Here is a 15,475-nt window from a genome sequence, read left to right as displayed (position 1 = left end):
TCACTCTCCGATCAAACCAGCATGCCCATCGGGTTTTCGATATAGCGCTTGAAGGCGCCGATCAGTTCGGCTCCGAGCGCGCCATCGACGCAACGGTGGTCGGTAGAGAGCGTAACCGTCATGACATTGGCGATCTTGATCTCGCCGTTCTTCACGACAGCACGCTGTTCGCCCGCGCCGACTGCCAGAATGGTGGCGTGCGGCGGGTTGATGACGGCGGAGAAGCTCTTGACGCCCATCATGCCCATGTTGGACACGGCCGTCGTGCCGCCCTGATACTCCTCGGGCTTCAGCTTGCGCTCCTTGGCGCGCTTGCCGTAGTCCTTCATCTCGTTGGAGATGGTGGAGAGCGACTTCTCTTCCGCCTTGCGGATGATCGGCGTGATCAGGCCACCCGGAATGGAAACGGCAACGCCGACATCCGAATGCTTGTGCTTGACCATGTTGCTTTCCGTCCAGGAGACGTTGGCATCAGGCACATCGCGCAGCGCGAGAGCCAGCGCCTTGATGACCATGTCGTTGACCGAAAGCTTGTAGGCGGGCTTGCCGTCCTTTTCGGGAGCGGCGGCGTTGAGCTGGGCGCGCAGCGCCAGAAGCGTATCCAGTTCGCAATCCACGGAAACGTAGAAATGCGGAACGGTCTGCTTGGATTCGACCAGACGCTTGGCGATGACCTTGCGCATGCCGTCATGCGGCACCAGTTCGTAAGAACCGGGTTCGAACAGCTTGAGAACAGCTTCTTCGGACGGGCCCTTGGCAAGTGCGGCAGCCGGTGCGCCTGCGGATGCTGCGGCGGCAGGAGCTGCCTTCGCACCACCAGAAGCGGCGGCCTTTTCTACGTCTGTCTTGACGATACGGCCATGCGGGCCGGAACCGGACACGGCCGTGAGGTCGAGACCGGCTTCCTTGGCGAGACGACGGGCAAGCGGCGAAGCGAAGATGCGCTCGCCGGATTTTGCAACCGGGGCCGGGGTGGAAGGTGCGGAGGACTGGTCGGCAACTGGCTTTTCAGCCTTGGCTGGGACAGCTTCTTCCTTTGGCGCTTCGGCCTTTGCAGCTTCTTGCTTCGGAGCCTCGGCTTTGGCCTGGGACGCGGCAGGAGCAGCATTGCCGCCCTTTGCTGCCTCAGCCACATCCTCGCCATCGGCGGCGAGGATAGCGATCAGGGCGTTGACCTTGACCGCTTCCGTGCCTGCGGGAACCACGAGCTTGGCGACCGTGCCCTCATCGACGGCTTCCACTTCCATGGTTGCCTTGTCGGTCTCGATCTCGGCGATCACGTCACCGGGTGCGACCTTGTCGCCTTCCTTGACCAGCCACTTGGCCAGATTGCCCTCTTCCATGGTGGGAGAAAGGGCAGGCATGGTGATGTTTATCGGCATCGAAACGCCTCCCCTTACTTGTAGCAGACGGTTTTGACAGCCTGAACGACTTCATCGACGTTCGGCAAAGCCAGCTTTTCGAGGTTTGCCGCGTAAGGCATCGGAACGTCTTTGCCGGCAATCGTCAGGATCGGCGCATCGAGATAGTCGAAAGCGGCACGCATGACCTGATTGGCGATGAAGTCACCAACCGATGACTGCGGGAAGCCTTCCTCGACGGTGACCAGACGACCGGTCTTCTTGACCGATTCGATGACGGTGGGCAGATCCATCGGACGGATGGTGCGAAGGTCGATCAGTTCGACGTCGATGCCGAGCTTTTCGAGTTCCGCAACAGCCTTGATTGCGTAGGTCATGCCGATGCCGAAGGAAACGATCGTCGCATCCTTGCCCTTGCGGTGAATGCGCGCCTTGCCGATCGGCAGCACGAAATCGTCGAGCTTCGGCACTTCGAAGCTCTGTCCGTAGAGAATTTCATTCTCAAGGAAGATGACCGGATTCGGGTCACGGATGGCTGCCTTCAGGAGACCCTTGGCGTCCGCTGCCGTGTAGGGCATGACGACCTTGAGGCCCGGAATATGGCTGTACCATGCGGCGTAACATTGCGAATGCTGAGCGCCAACGCGGGCAGCAGCACCCGAGGGGCCACGGAACACCATCGGCGCACCCATCTGGCCGCCCGACATGTAAAGCGTCTTCGCAGCCGAGTTGACGATCTGGTCGATCGCCTGCATGGCGAAGTTGAAGGTCATGAATTCGACGATGGGCCGCAGGCCCGTCATTGCCGCACCGACGCCGATACCGGCAAAACCGTGCTCGGTGATCGGGGTGTCGATGACGCGGCGTTCGCCGAATTCCTGCAACAGGCCTTGGGTAATCTTGTAGGCGCCCTGATATTCGGCGACTTCCTCACCCATGACGAAGACTTTTTCGTCCGCGCGCATTTCTTCGGCCATGGCGTCGCGCAGCGCTTCACGCACCGTCGTCATCACCATTTCCGTGCCTTCAGGAATATCCGGATCGGCAGCGACTTCGATCTTAGGTGCTGCCGGAACCTTTGCGGCTTCCTTGGCAGCGCTCGGCTCCTCGGATGCTTCGCGGGTCTTGCCGCCTGCGGCATCCGAATCGGAATTTGCAGCTTCAGCCTTCGGCTCTTCCTTCTTGGCAGAAGAAGAAATGTCGGCAGCGCTTTCGCCTTCCTGGATGAGAACGGCGATCGGCGTGTTGACCTTGACGCCTTCGGTGCCGGCGTCGATCAGCAGCTTGCCGATAACACCTTCATCCACAGCTTCCACTTCCATGGTCGCCTTGTCGGTCTCGATCTCGGCAATCACGTCGCCGGAAGTGACCTTGTCGCCTTCCTTTTTAAGCCATTTGGAAAGCGTGCCTTCCTCCATGGTCGGGGAAAGGGCGGGCATAAGAATTTCTACTGGCATGGGTTTCCCTTTCCCGATCAGAGCAGAATGTCGGTGTAGAGCTCGGATACATCCGGCTCTGGGTCGTTCTGGGCGAAGTCTGCGCTATCGGCGACGATATCACGGACATCCTTGTCGATGGCCTTCAACTCGTCTTCGCTTGCCCAGCCCTGCTCCAGAAGCCGTGCCTTGACCTGCTCGATCGGGTCATGTTCGGAGCGCATCTTCTGCACTTCGTCTTTCGAACGGTATTTCGCCGGGTCGGACATGGAGTGACCACGGTAACGGTAGGTCAGCATTTCCAGAATGATCGGACCCTTGCCGGAGCGGCAATGTTCCAGCGCCTGATCGGCGGCTGCCTTTACGGCGCGCACATCCATGCCATCCACCTGGATGCCGGGAATGCCGAAGGACTGGCCGCGCAGCGAATAGTTCGACTGTGCGGTGGCGCGGGCGGTCGAGGTGCCCATGGCGTAACGGTTGTTTTCAACGATATAGATGATCGGCAGTTTCCAGAGAGCGGCCATATTGAAGCTCTCGTAGACCTGACCCTGGTTGGCGGCGCCGTCACCGAAATAGGTCACGGAGACATTGTCGTTGCCGCGATATTTATTGGCGAAGGCAAGACCGGTTCCGAGCGAAACCTGCGCACCGACGATGCCGTGGCCGCCGTAGAAATGTTTCTCCTTGGAGAACATGTGCATCGAGCCGCCCTTGCCTTTCGACAGGCCGCCTTTGCGACCCGTCAATTCGGCCATGACGCCACGCGCGCTCATGCCCAGAGCCAACATATGGCCGTGGTCACGGTAAGCGGTGATGACCTGATCGCCTTCCTTCTGAGACATCTGCATGCCGACAACAACGGCTTCCTGACCGATGTAGAGGTGACAGAAACCACCGATGAAGCCCATGCCGTAAAGCTGGCCGGCCTTTTCCTCGAAGCGACGGATGAGAAGCATCTCACGATAGGCGTGAAGCTCTTCTTCCTTCGAAAAGTCCGGGCTGTTCTTACCGGTGAATTCGCCTGCAGCCTTTGCCGTTGTCTTTCGGCCGGATACGGACGCGGTTTTTCGCGGCGCCATTCATCCCTCCCTGAGTTGCCGTTTGAATGGATAGATTGGCGCGTACCATATGCAAGAAAATGCCATGCAGCAATGCTTTAAACGCATGGCACATATTCACGCTAAAGTGCTGTGAATAAATCACAAATCATTAATTAACTTGATTTCGGTTAATTAGAAGTAGGTATTCATGATGACAATTTCGTCCGTACGGGACATATTCAACTGATAACGGGAAATCTCGTCAATCATGTCACGTTCGAGAGAACCGTCGCTCAATAATTCGACCTGCCGCTCCAGCGCAACGCGCGCCTGCGTCAGCTTGGCAAGCTCTGCCGTTCTGGCAATACGCTGCCGCTCCAGCCGCTCCGTCGCCTGAAGGCCGAAGTCGCCGTGGATGGAATGATACCCGAAATAGGAAAGAAAAGCGATCGTAATGGCCGGAACGATCAAACGGCCGAATCGTCTCTTTTTATGATGTCTGGTCCACATGCCGGAGAGAAGCCTTAAAACGCATAATGTGAGTCTCGAGACTAATGCGGATTGTTTAACTATCCGTTGACCTTAAATTCCACGCGACTGATAGACGCAAAAAAGCCCGCCAGAGGCGGGCTAATAATGACGACGATATCAGAGAGAGTTCGTTATGCCGAGCGTGATCCTGCATCAAGCCACAGCGCGTCTTCGCCGTGAAAAGAGTCCTTTCAACCCAGGGACCTGGGCTGACTGAACCCCGGATCAACTCGGGAGTGAGCAGTGCGGATAAACCGCCCATCCCTGATACTGGCCCGCCAGGCGGCGGGCCATATCGCGAAACCCGAACGCGAATTATCCGCGCAGGATCGAACGGCCGGCGTAAGCAGCCTGCGGGCCCAGCATTTCTTCAATGCGGATAAGCTGGTTGTACTTTGCGAGCCGGTCGGAACGGGCAAGCGAGCCGGTCTTGATCTGACCGCAGTTGGTTGCGACCGCGAGATCGGCGATGGTGGAATCTTCCGTTTCGCCCGAACGGTGCGACATGACGGCGGTGTAACCTGCCTTGTGCGCCGTTTCGACTGCGTCCAGCGTCTCGGAAAGCGAACCGATCTGGTTGACCTTGACGAGGATGGAGTTGGCGACACCCATCTTGATACCGTCGCGAAGGCGGGCGGAGTTGGTGACGAAAAGATCGTCGCCCACCAGCTGGCACTTGTTGCCAATGAGATCGGTCAGCGCCTTCCAGCCATCCCAGTCGTCTTCAGCCATGCCGTCTTCGACAGAGATGATCGGATATTTCGCCACGAGCTCGGCCAGGTATTCGGCCTGCTCGATCGGCGAACGGGTCTTGCCTTCGCCTTCATAAACGTAATTGCCGTTCTTGAAGAACTCGGTCGCCGCACAGTCGAGACCGATGAACATGTCGTCGCCTGGACGGTAGCCAGCCTTTTCGATCGACTTCATGATGAAATCGAGTGCTGCCGGCGCGCTTTCGAGACCCGGTGCAAAACCGCCCTCATCGCCGACATTGGTGTTGTGGCCCTGTGCGGACAGTTCTTTTTTCAGCGTATGGAAGACTTCGGAGCCCATGCGCACGGCTTCGCGAATATTTTCTGCGCCGACCGGCAGGATCATGAATTCCTGGAAGTCGATGGGGTTATCGGCATGCGCGCCGCCGTTGATGATGTTCATCATCGGAACCGGCAGCAGATGCGCGTTCGGGCCGCCGACATAACGGTAAAGCGGCAGGCCGGACGCTTCAGCGGCAGCCTTCGCAACGGCGAGCGACACGCCGAGGATGGCGTTGGCGCCGATGCGCGACTTGTTCGGCGTGCCGTCGAGCGCGATCATCATCTGGTCGATCTGGATCTGGTTTTCAGCGTCGAAACCGCCAATCGCGTCGAAGATTTCCGTATTGACGGCTTCGACCGCCTTTTCCACGCCCTTGCCGAGATAACGCTTGCCGCCATCGCGCAGCTCAACCGCCTCATGCGCGCCGGTGGAGGCGCCGGAGGGAACGGCGGCACGGCCCATGGAGCCGTCTTCGAGATAAACGTCGACTTCAACGGTCGGATTGCCGCGGCTGTCGAGAATTTCGCGCGCGATGATATCGGTAATGGCAGTCATGGTCTCTCCCTTGGGAATGGAACAGATATTTTCCGTCGCCTGTCTTAGACGATGGCGAAGAAATTACAATGACGGTGGGCAGCGGAAACGGCCCGCCCGCCATTAAAATCGATTGGCACAAAAGTGCCCGCCGTCACGGTCAGCCGATCAGGCTTTCGTAATCGCGTCGAAAGCCAGAAGCTTTTCGAGCAGTTTCGGCATGTCCTTCAGATGGACCATGTTAGGGCCGTCTGACGGCGCATTGTCCGGATCCTCATGCGTCTCGATGAAGAGGCCGGCCACGCCAACCGCAACGGCCGCACGTGCCAACGTCTCGACGAATTCGCGCTGGCCACCTGTGGAGCCGCCCTGCCCGCCCGGTTGCTGCACCGAATGGGTGGCATCGAACACGACAGGTGCGCCGAGCGCTGCCATGATCGGCAACGAGCGCATGTCGGAAACCAGCGTGTTGTAACCGAAGGACGCGCCGCGCTCGCACAACATCACATTCGGATTGCCGCTCTCATTGAGCTTGGCAAGCACGTTCTTCATGTCCCAGGGCGCCAGAAACTGGCCTTTCTTGACGTTGATGACGCGGCCGGTTTTGGCGGCAGCAACGAGAAGATCGGTCTGGCGGCTGAGGAACGCCGGGATCTGCAGCACGTCCACTACCTCGGAAACGATGGCGCATTGCTCTTCCGTGTGGATGTCGGTCAGAACAGGAAAACCGAATTCCTTTTTGAGATCGGCAAAAACCTGCATCGCGTTATCCAGGCCGATGCCGCGTTTTCCGGAAAGCGAAGTGCGGTTCGCCTTGTCGAAAGAGGACTTGTAGACAAGCCCTATTCCCAGCTTGTCGGAAAGCTCCTTCAGGACGCCAGCGATCATGAAGGCATGTTCGCGGCTTTCCATCTGGCACGGACCGGCAATCAGCGAAAACCGCTCGGCATTCGAGAAGGAAACCTTGCTGGCGCCATCGCCGGCAGTGACTTTAAGATTGTTCGTAACGCTCATCATTTTTCCTCGAAGGCGAAGGCAACGCCCTGACCGGGTGCCGCGGGCACTACCAGACGGCCGTCCGCTTTTGCGCAGGACACGCCATTAGCAGTAAGCACCGCCTCTGTCACGGCAAGATCGTGCGACGAAAAGACAATGCCCGCGCCGCGCAATCCGCCTTCGTTGCCATCCTGAGCATTCAGGGCCGGCCCGCTGAAAGCCGGTTTTCCGGTCAATCTGATGCTGGCATTGCCGGTCGCAAAAACCATATCACCGCCCGGAGACCATTTGCCTTCACAGGCAAACACTGTCTCGATCAGGCCCGCCACCTTCATGTCGCCGCCGGAAAACAGGACGATTTCACTCAGGCCGGTGACACCATTGGCGTGGCGCTCCAGCATGGTGCGATCGCCCTGAAGGGCTTGAAGCCGTTGACAACTGAACAAAAAGAAATCCGCGGCCGCCCCGCTTGCCGCAAAAGCCAGCCGGAACGCCGCCTCGCCTTGCGAGCCATCCGGCATCCGAACAGGCCGCGAAAACTCGAAAACATCGCCCGCCGAAAGGCCGGCTGCCCGAAACCGCTCATGGTCAACCAAGGCGTCTTCAGTCCTGGCGACAAGAGCCGAAAAACCCTCCTGCCCGTCCCGTTGCCGGAAGGCCACATCCCTGCCGGTGAACACATCACCCCTCTCTATTGAGGCATTATATTTAGCCGGATCAGCAATTGCGAGCGGCTCCAGATAGGTGCCGTCGGCGAAAAATACGCAGGCATTTTGGGTGCCGAAAGGATGCAGAGCCTCCGGCGCAACCGTAAAGCCAAGACTGACGAGGCGCTTCACGGCGACGCCTATGACTTCCACGGGCAAAACGAGATGGTCAACGCTATAGGGTTTCGTCATGACATGTATCCTGCTGGCCTTCCGCCCGGAGCATGCCGGGACGGTTTCGACCGCACAAAAGCACAATTGCGTGCTATGAGGCAAATCATCACAGCAACAGATGGCACCTTCACGAAATTTTAGGGGATTGCAGAACACATATGGAACATATAGTGTTCGTTCTGTATTTGTTTCACGACTTCCACTACGATTCTAAAGGGTGTTTTCCTCATGCTCACGCGCAAACAGCAGGAATTGCTTCTCTTCATTCATGAACGAATGAAAGAGTCCGGCGTGCCGCCCTCCTTCGATGAAATGAAGGACGCACTCGATCTTGCTTCGAAATCCGGCATCCACCGCCTGATAACCGCTCTCGAAGAGCGCGGGTTCATTCGTCGGCTACCGAATAGAGCTCGGGCGCTGGAAGTCATCAAGCTGCCAGAGGCTTATACGCCGGGTGCAAGGCCGCAGCGCGGCTTTTCGCCGAGCGTTATCGAAGGCAGCCTTGGCAAGCCCAAAATGCCGGAACCGGCCCCTGCCCCCAAGACGCCGGCCAATGATCTGGGCGGGGCTGTCACCGTGCCGGTCATGGGCCGCATCGCTGCGGGCGTGCCGATTTCCGCCATCCAGAACAACACCCATGATGTGGCCGTGCCAGTAGACATGCTTGGCACGGGCGAACATTACGCGCTTGAGGTCAAGGGTGATTCGATGATCGAGGCCGGCATTTTCGACGGCGACACAGTCATCATCCGCAACGGCAACACTGCCAATCCCGGGGACATCGTTGTGGCTCTGGTGGATGACGAGGAAGCCACGCTGAAGCGCTTCCGCCGCAAGGGTGCCTCCATTGCGCTCGAGGCGGCAAACCCAGCCTATGAGACCCGTATCTTCGGGCCCGACCGGGTGAAAATTCAGGGCAAGCTGGTTGGGCTGATCCGCCGCTACCATTGATCTTATCGAACCGAACGTATTCACTTTACAATAGGCGTCATCGTGAAGATGGCGCCTATATCGGGTTTGGCTGTTTCCAAACGTGGCGTGCTTTTGCGGGTGCACGAGGATATGCGCCATTCAGCCTATGCGCGTTGCCCTTTCTAAACTGAGTTCCTGCTCCATAAAGATGCTTCGGTTTCGCTACGGGCGTGGTGGCGAATGGGCTGCTCGCTGTAATTGTCGAAGCGATCACATCCGCTGTTTTTTAGCGACGTTGTTCTGTCGTGTTGCGCAGTCAGTTTTAGTGGTCACCAAAGGGTGACTTGTCGCAAGGCGCGCTCTCAGCGACCCCACATCACCATTCATCAACGTCGTTTATGGGAGCCATGGATAATTTTCGATATTCCGTGAACGCTTGGCAGGTGTAGAAATACGCGTCATATCCGGGAGATACGCCATGTACGATCTTTATATAGCCAACAAGAACTATTCTTCATGGTCGCTGCGGCCGTGGGTATTGATGCGCACGCTCGGTATCGCCTTTGATGAAAAGCTCATTCCGTTCGGCGAAGGCGTCTCCTTCTCCTCCTTTTCGCCGACGGGCAAGGTGCCCTGCCTAGTCGACGAGGGTATGACGGTTTGGGAAACGCTTTCGATCGTCGAATATCTTGCTGAAAGACACCAGGGCGTCTGGGCAAGCGACAAGCATGCAAGGGCCTGGTCGCGTTCGGCCGCAAGTGAGATGCATGCCGGCTTTTCCTCGCTGCGCAATCTCTATCCCATGTCGGTGGGCATTCGGGTCAAACCAAGGGGCGGCGATGCCGGGCTTAAAGCCGATATAAAGCGGATCGATGCATTGTGGAGCGAGGGTCTCACAAAATTCGGCGGGCCATATCTTGCCGGTCAAAAGTTCACGGCGGTCGATGCTTTCTTCTGCCCGGTTGCATTCCGTTTCCAGACCTATGGCAGTGCGGATCTTTCGCCAGCAGCGAAAGCCTATTGCGACCGGCTGCTCACCCTGCCTGCCATGCAAGAATGGTACGAGGCCGGTTTGAAGGAGAGCTGGCGCGACGCTGGTCATGAAGAGGAAGTTGGCGAGATCGGCGAATTGACTGAAGATTTGCGCGCCAAGGCCCGTTGATCCATGCTGGCGGCAGTCATTGCGACGCCGCCAGCAGCCGGATGATGGGCTGCGGTAGATCACGGTCGAAACGTCCGCTTTTCCAGTCGTAATAACGGTGCTGGCTCCAGGGCCTGTCCGTTCCGGCGATTGCGGCGCGCAGCCCGCTCGCCACACCCTCCTCCCTCTTGTCAGCAAAATCTATTTCCACAGAACCGAGACGCCGCAAGATGTCACGGCTGAGCAGGAGTGCACCCGAGCGGCACTGCGAAAAAGAGGTTCTGCGGGAAACAACGACGATATCGGCAATATCGCAGGCTTTTCCGGCGAAGCGGCCATCTTTCAGAACGACGACCCACTCTCCGCTTGCGGCGCTCGCTACGCACCATATGTCTTTCCTGCAGGTGAAGACGCCAGCTTTGGCGCCTTTGAGCGCCGCCGTCATCTCGCGTACCACCACAGCCATGTCTTCCGGCGACAGTTTCGATCTCGAGTCAGAACCAGCATTATTTGCGATGCTCTCACCATTTATAAAATCTGGCGGCACGGTTTTTTCCGGCAGCAGCAGCGCCCTTTGCCACTGGCCGTAAACGAAGCCCTGCGGACGGGCTTTTGTGGTTGAGACCTTGCCGCCCTCCAGGAGTGCCACCAAGTCGCCGTCCTCGTGAATCAATAGATCCGGCAGATCACGATAGGCCGTAACTGCCGACACACCGAAGGCGAAGAGCAGAAACGGGATGCCAAGAAGCGCAAGCCGGCTGCGCAGCAATGTCAGCAGCAGGAAACCCACCGAAGCCAAACCGATAAACCAGCCGTGCGGACGCCCCGTCGCTGCGCTGCCGCCCCAGGAGGCCACCTCGTTTGCAACCTCGATGACGAGTGCCATGCCATACCCCATGATCTTCAGGAACGGCGCGTCGAGCCCGAAGGGCATCAGCAGCATGGCGATAAGAGCGAATGGCATGACGATCAGCGACATGAGCGGCATTGCAGCCAGATTGGCGAACAGTCCATAGGTGGTGACACGGTGAAAATGTTCGACCGAATAGATCGCCGTAGAAAGGCCCCCGATCAGCGACGTCGTGATAACGCCGCCAATGACCGCGCCCATCATTTCCGCCACCTTCAGCCATGCGGGCTTGCGCCCGATGAACAGCCGCTCGCGATCCGTACGCCAACGGCTCCAGAAGGCATAGGCCGAAACAAGCGCTATGGTGGCCGCAAATGACATCTGAAAACTCGGACCCATGATTTCCGAGGGCGAGAAAGCCAGAATGATCAGGGCGGAAATGGCAACGTTTCTGAGGCTGAGTGATGGCTGATCGAAAAGGACCGCGATCAGCATCACAGACATCATCAGCCAGGCACGCTCGGCGGAAACGGCGAAACCGGAAATCAGATAATAGGCAAGCGTCATCAGCAGTGCCGCGAAAGCCGCGATCTTCTTGACCGGCCAGCGCTGCGCAAAGGCGGGAAACAGGCTGAAAGCCAGTCTCAGGCCAACAAAGAATATGCCGGAGGCCAGTGCCATGTTGAGCCCGGATATGGCAACGATATGGGCAAGGCCGGAGAGCCGCAACGCCTCCATCGTCTCCGCCGATATAGCCTGTCTCTCATCGGTGATGATGGAGGCGGCGAAGGCTCCGGCATCACCGCCGATGGTGGTGCGGATGCGTTCGGCAATTGCGCTGCGAAGGCCGTAAAGCCGCATATCGACCCATTCCAGCCAATCCTTGTCAGGCCTTGCGTCACCAACGGGTGATACAAGCGCATCCGGTGATTTATAAAAGAAACCGGTCGCGCCTATGCCTCTGAAATAGGACGTGAAGGCGAAGTCGTTCAGTCCCGGCAAGGCCGGGCCGGACGGCGGCGAGAGGCGGACCTTGCCGCGAAGGTTGGCGCCGAGTGCGATCGGCTCGCCTCCGCCACGCGAAAGCACCGATATCCTCTGCGGCGGACGCGACAATGTCGGGTCCGCTGTTGCGGTCAGATCGACGACATATCGCCAGTAGCCGCGTGCATCGACCTCCCGGCGCGCCACAGTGCCGGTGATGGTGGTGGTGACGGGGGTATCCAGCACCACGGATGTCTGTAAGGTATTGAAATTACGTGTACAATAGACTTGCAAAAGACCGTATTTTGCGTATTTTTCATGCTGAAGTTATGGCAAGAGGAATCTGGTATGGCGCGGCACAAGCTCACTGAAGCCAAAATTAAGAAGCTAGAAAAGCCCGGAATATACAGCGACGGCGACGGACTGTTTATGCGGGTCCGTGCCGGTGGCTCCAAGCAATGGTTATTCATATTTAAGCGAGACGGCAAACGCACTGAAATGGGCCTTGGAGGATATGGGCAGGGAACCGCCCCGGTTTCGCTCCAGCTTGCCCGAGAGAAGGCGGAAGTCATCCGGGAACGTCTGGCACGTGGCGATGCCCGCCACGTACGTGTGACCTTCCTTGATGTTGCCAAGGACTACATCAAGAAGAAGTGCGCCGAGACGAATAGCGAGAAGCACCACTACCAAATTCGCAGAAGCATTAACGACCATGCCGCCCCCCTACATAGAATGCCCATTGCCGACATAACGCGCCAAGACGTGTTGGACGTGCTTCGCCCGCTTTGGGAGACGATGCGAGTTTCGGCAGATCGGACCCGGACGCGCATTGCGGGGGTTTTCGATCTGGCGAAGGCGCAAGGACTGCGCAGCGGTGACAATCCAGCGGCATGGGAAGGCGGGCTTAAGGACATCCTTCCGGCTAACAAGGTTGTCCACATCCATCATGAGGCCATCGAGTATAAGGACATGCCAGCCGTGATGAAGAAGATTAGAGCCGAAACATCAGTCTACGCTCGGGCGGCTGAGTTTGCGTGCCTGACCGCTGCCCGATCTGGCGAGGTTCGCGGCGCGGTTTGGTCCGAAATCGATATGGATGCCAAGCTGTGGATTATCCCGGCTGAGCGCATGAAGGCCCGCAAAGAACATCGTATTCCACTCTCCGACCGCGCCTTGACGATCCTGCAAGCACGTAAACAAGTGGCGACAGGCGCGCTTGTATTTGAAGGAGAGAAGGAAGGTTGCCAAATGGGCGATAAAGGCATGCTCAAGGTTATCCGGGCCGCGACGGGCGGCACAGAGACGTTGCACGGCTTGCGCTCCACGTTTAGGGATTGGGCAGGGGATGCAACCCACCATCAACGAGATATCATTGAGGCCGCGCTAGCCCATGCCGTTGGGAACGCCGTAGAACAAGCATACCGCCGTTCTGATGCGCTAGAAAAAAGACGCCAGCTTATGCAGGATTGGTGCGATTATTGCCAATCAACGCCCGTCAATCGGAAATAACAAAGTCTTTTCAACGAAATTTCTAAATTTTTCTTCAGGCATCAAAACGTCAAGCAAGTAACGCAAAAATATACCCAACCGTATTTTGCATTTTTTAGTTGATAGCTTCAGTTTATTGGAGCTATAAACCACTCGTCGCCAACAACGGCGGGCAATCATTAAAAGCAGCGCTATTTCGCACCGGCCAAGGAGGTCCGGTAACAAGCAAGTGCGTCTAGAGAAAGGAGATTACATGTCGAAAGAACTTCCGCGCCTCATGTCGCCAAAGGAAGCCGCAGCCGAAACGACGTTTTCCGCGATGCAGCTTAATATTCTGAGCACAACGGGCCTATTCCCAAAGCCAGTACAACTATCGGCGCGCCGTATCGCTTACGTTCGGTCCGAAGTGACGGCTTGGCTTGATGAACGCATTGCATCGCGCACCACGCACTAAAGATGGAATCGCATGCAGAAGACGACTCCCCCGGTTGGACTGGGAAGTTCAATTTCGAAAAGATTGGTAGACGGCGGGCAGCAATCGAGCCGCAGGCGAGTAGGCCTCAATCGGAAATCAAAAGCCGCTTTAGCCTGATATGGGCGCATGACATCGGAGATGAGGATAATCACAAGGAATGGGTAATCCGGGATATCTTCGGCGCTGGTGAATTCTCGTACATCGTGGGTCAGCCGGGAGCGGGAAAGAGTATGTGCGCGACTGACATGGCATGTCACGTTGCTGCCGGTTGGGACTGGCACGGCTTCAAGGTCAAAAAGCAGGGCTTCGCTCTCTACATCGCGGCGGAACGTGCCAAGCTGACCAGACGACGCATTAAGGCTTGGCGCAAGAAGCATCGCTTTAGCGACGATCTGCCGGTTCTGGTTGTGTCTGGTTACATGAACCTGACGGATGGGCTTGAAGATGCGAAAGAGATTATCAGCGTTATCGAGCAGGCGGAAGGCGAATGCGGACTGGATTGCGGTCTCATCGTAATCGACACACTGACCCGTGTTTTCGGTGGCGGCGATCAGAACGCCTCTAAGGACATGACACGGCTGATTGATGCAGTGAGCTTGATACAGGAGACCGTTCCTCAAGCCCATGTTTGCGTGATCCACCACACCACGCATGCAGGCACGCGAGCCAAGGGCGCGATTGATCTGGATGGCGCGGTTGATGTGTCATTCATGGTCGGGCCGAAAGGCGGTGTCGTCGTTCTCGAAAACACTGGCGCGAACGATGGCAAGGAGGGCGACCTTCTGGCCTACGAGTTCGAAAGCGTGACGCTAGGCAAGGATGATGAAGGGGAATGGACAACTGCACCCGTTCTCGTTCCCGTGTCTCTACCGGGTGACAAGAGCGAGAAAAAGGAGACCGCGACCGCGAGAACGAAGCGTCTTCGAATAGAGGCTGTGACCCGTGCCATCATCGATAGCGCCATAGATCAAGGCGGAAACTCGGATGACGGTTGGTGGTGGGTGTCGAATTATGACGAGGCGCACAAGGCTTATCAGGGGAGCGAGCCGGGACAGGCGCAAGGCAAGAATTGGAGGCGTGCTTTCTCAACTGCTGAAGATGAGAGCGAAATTGAGAACGACACAAAGCGTTGTAAATACAGGGTTTTTATGAAGGTTAAACCCTACAGTGAGAATTGAGAACGGTTTTGAGAACCATATGGGCATCATCGTTCTCAAATTCTCAACTCACTCTCTTTCTTACAAGAGAGTGAGTGAGAATGAGAATGAGCCTGAGACACGAAAGGAGCAAAAGGAGATGAATACACACACCGAAAACATGCAGGTCATCAACGCGCTGGTAGGAAAGCCGGTCGCATGGAGTGGTTTGCCAGAGCCAGACGAAAAGGTGCTTTCGTTTCTACGGAAGCGGTCAATACCGGCAGCGCCTATGATCTTGTCTCGGCTCACCGGTTACGGGCGTCACGAGGTCAATGAGGTGCTGTTGCGCCTGAAGCGCCGTGGTTTGGCTAAAGCCGTGGGACATGGTGAATGGGTGGCGGTGCAATGAAACTGATGCATCAGAACCGGCAGGTGTTTGCACGTCAGAGCCGTATCGATCCGGTGCGGAAACAGCCCATCCCGGTCAAGCCTAAGGTTGTCATTACTGCCGCTGCGCGGCAGACCGCCCGCCCCTCATGAGCAGATGGCCGTATAACACGGCTCAGTGGCAACGGCTGCGCATAGCCAAGCTAATGGAATGTCCGGTCTGTGAGCCGTGCCGTGCGCGTGGTGTCATCGTCATTGCCGAAGTGGTTGACCACGACAAGG

Annotated in this window: 15 protein-coding genes; 7 read left to right on the top strand and 8 right to left on the bottom strand. The window is 57.3% G+C overall.

Translation table 11 applies throughout. The features are described 5' to 3' along the window. Positions 1 to 11 precede the first annotated feature (11 nt). From ACQZ5Y_RS22215 to ACQZ5Y_RS22185, 7 genes are all read right to left on the bottom strand, one after another. The gene (locus tag ACQZ5Y_RS22215; protein ID WP_019565543.1) at positions 12 to 1,382 is read right to left on the bottom strand and encodes a pyruvate dehydrogenase complex dihydrolipoamide acetyltransferase; all 1,371 of its coding nucleotides are present in this window, start codon (positions 1,380 to 1,382) and stop codon (positions 12 to 14) included. 14 nt (positions 1,383 to 1,396) lie between these two features. Beyond that, positions 1,397 to 2,818: a pyruvate dehydrogenase complex E1 component subunit beta gene (locus ACQZ5Y_RS22210; RefSeq protein ID WP_003512876.1), complete on the bottom strand. Its 1,422-nt coding sequence runs from the start codon at positions 2,816 to 2,818 to the stop codon at positions 1,397 to 1,399. A gap of 17 nt (positions 2,819 to 2,835) precedes the next feature. Beyond that, positions 2,836 to 3,879, bottom strand: coding sequence for a pyruvate dehydrogenase (acetyl-transferring) E1 component subunit alpha (gene pdhA / locus ACQZ5Y_RS22205; RefSeq protein WP_003512874.1), 1,044 nt, complete (start codon positions 3,877 to 3,879; stop codon positions 2,836 to 2,838). A 153-nt stretch (positions 3,880 to 4,032) separates the two neighbouring features. Beyond that, the gene (locus ACQZ5Y_RS22200; protein WP_003512872.1) at positions 4,033 to 4,350 is read right to left on the bottom strand and encodes an FtsB family cell division protein; all 318 of its coding nucleotides are present in this window, start codon (positions 4,348 to 4,350) and stop codon (positions 4,033 to 4,035) included. A gap of 336 nt (positions 4,351 to 4,686) precedes the next feature. After that, on the bottom strand, positions 4,687 to 5,961 hold the full coding sequence (eno, locus tag ACQZ5Y_RS22195; RefSeq protein WP_003512870.1) for a phosphopyruvate hydratase: 1,275 nt from the start codon (positions 5,959 to 5,961) through the stop codon (positions 4,687 to 4,689). 147 nt (positions 5,962 to 6,108) lie between these two features. Beyond that, a complete protein-coding gene (gene kdsA, locus ACQZ5Y_RS22190; protein WP_174049423.1) occupies positions 6,109 to 6,954 on the bottom strand; it encodes a 3-deoxy-8-phosphooctulonate synthase in 846 nt (281 codons plus the stop codon). After that, positions 6,954 to 7,835: a VOC family protein gene (locus tag ACQZ5Y_RS22185; RefSeq protein WP_174049422.1), complete on the bottom strand. Its 882-nt coding sequence runs from the start codon at positions 7,833 to 7,835 to the stop codon at positions 6,954 to 6,956. The genes kdsA and ACQZ5Y_RS22185 overlap by 1 nt, the downstream gene beginning before the upstream one ends. A 210-nt stretch (positions 7,836 to 8,045) precedes the next feature. Between ACQZ5Y_RS22185 and lexA the strand changes: the two genes are divergently transcribed. Beyond that, positions 8,046 to 8,768, top strand: coding sequence for a transcriptional repressor LexA (lexA, locus tag ACQZ5Y_RS22180; protein WP_174049421.1), 723 nt, complete (start codon positions 8,046 to 8,048; stop codon positions 8,766 to 8,768). 439 nt (positions 8,769 to 9,207) lie between these two features. Further along, positions 9,208 to 9,891, top strand: coding sequence for a glutathione S-transferase family protein (locus ACQZ5Y_RS22175; RefSeq protein ID WP_112155100.1), 684 nt, complete (start codon positions 9,208 to 9,210; stop codon positions 9,889 to 9,891). A 16-nt stretch (positions 9,892 to 9,907) separates the two neighbouring features. Here the strand turns inward: ACQZ5Y_RS22175 and ACQZ5Y_RS22170 are convergent, their stop codons facing one another. Next, complete coding sequence (locus tag ACQZ5Y_RS22170) at positions 9,908 to 11,950, bottom strand: ComEC/Rec2 family competence protein (RefSeq protein ID WP_419462435.1); 2,043 nt, start codon at positions 11,948 to 11,950, stop codon at positions 9,908 to 9,910. A gap of 102 nt (positions 11,951 to 12,052) precedes the next feature. On the opposite strand from ACQZ5Y_RS22170, the gene ACQZ5Y_RS22165 reads away from it, so the two are divergent. The 5 genes from ACQZ5Y_RS22165 to ACQZ5Y_RS22145 all read left to right on the top strand — a co-directional run bounded on the left by ACQZ5Y_RS22165 (position 12,053) and on the right by ACQZ5Y_RS22145 (position 15,346). Further along, positions 12,053 to 13,213, top strand: a complete 1,161-nt coding sequence (locus tag ACQZ5Y_RS22165; protein ID WP_174059866.1) for a tyrosine-type recombinase/integrase — start codon at positions 12,053 to 12,055, stop codon at positions 13,211 to 13,213. A 232-nt stretch (positions 13,214 to 13,445) separates the two neighbouring features. Beyond that, positions 13,446 to 13,646: a helix-turn-helix transcriptional regulator gene (locus tag ACQZ5Y_RS22160; RefSeq protein ID WP_174059865.1), complete on the top strand. Its 201-nt coding sequence runs from the start codon at positions 13,446 to 13,448 to the stop codon at positions 13,644 to 13,646. A gap of 2 nt (positions 13,647 to 13,648) precedes the next feature. Further along, positions 13,649 to 14,845 carry an AAA family ATPase gene (locus tag ACQZ5Y_RS22155; protein ID WP_174059864.1) on the top strand — a complete coding sequence of 399 codons (1,197 nt, stop codon included), beginning with the start codon at positions 13,649 to 13,651 and terminating at the stop codon, positions 14,843 to 14,845. A 19-nt stretch (positions 14,846 to 14,864) separates the two neighbouring features. After that, positions 14,865 to 15,215, top strand: coding sequence for a hypothetical protein (locus tag ACQZ5Y_RS22150; RefSeq protein ID WP_080864265.1), 351 nt, complete (start codon positions 14,865 to 14,867; stop codon positions 15,213 to 15,215). Further along, the gene (locus tag ACQZ5Y_RS22145) at positions 15,212 to 15,346 is read left to right on the top strand and encodes a hypothetical protein (RefSeq protein ID WP_272871251.1); all 135 of its coding nucleotides are present in this window, start codon (positions 15,212 to 15,214) and stop codon (positions 15,344 to 15,346) included. The genes ACQZ5Y_RS22150 and ACQZ5Y_RS22145 overlap by 4 nt, the downstream gene beginning before the upstream one ends. The last annotated feature ends 129 nt before the right edge of the window (positions 15,347 to 15,475 follow it).

It is taken from the genome of Agrobacterium sp. A3-95, assembly GCF_053521785.1.
Note: the sequence above shows the minus strand (reverse complement) of the source record. Positions and strands in the feature narration are given on the sequence as shown.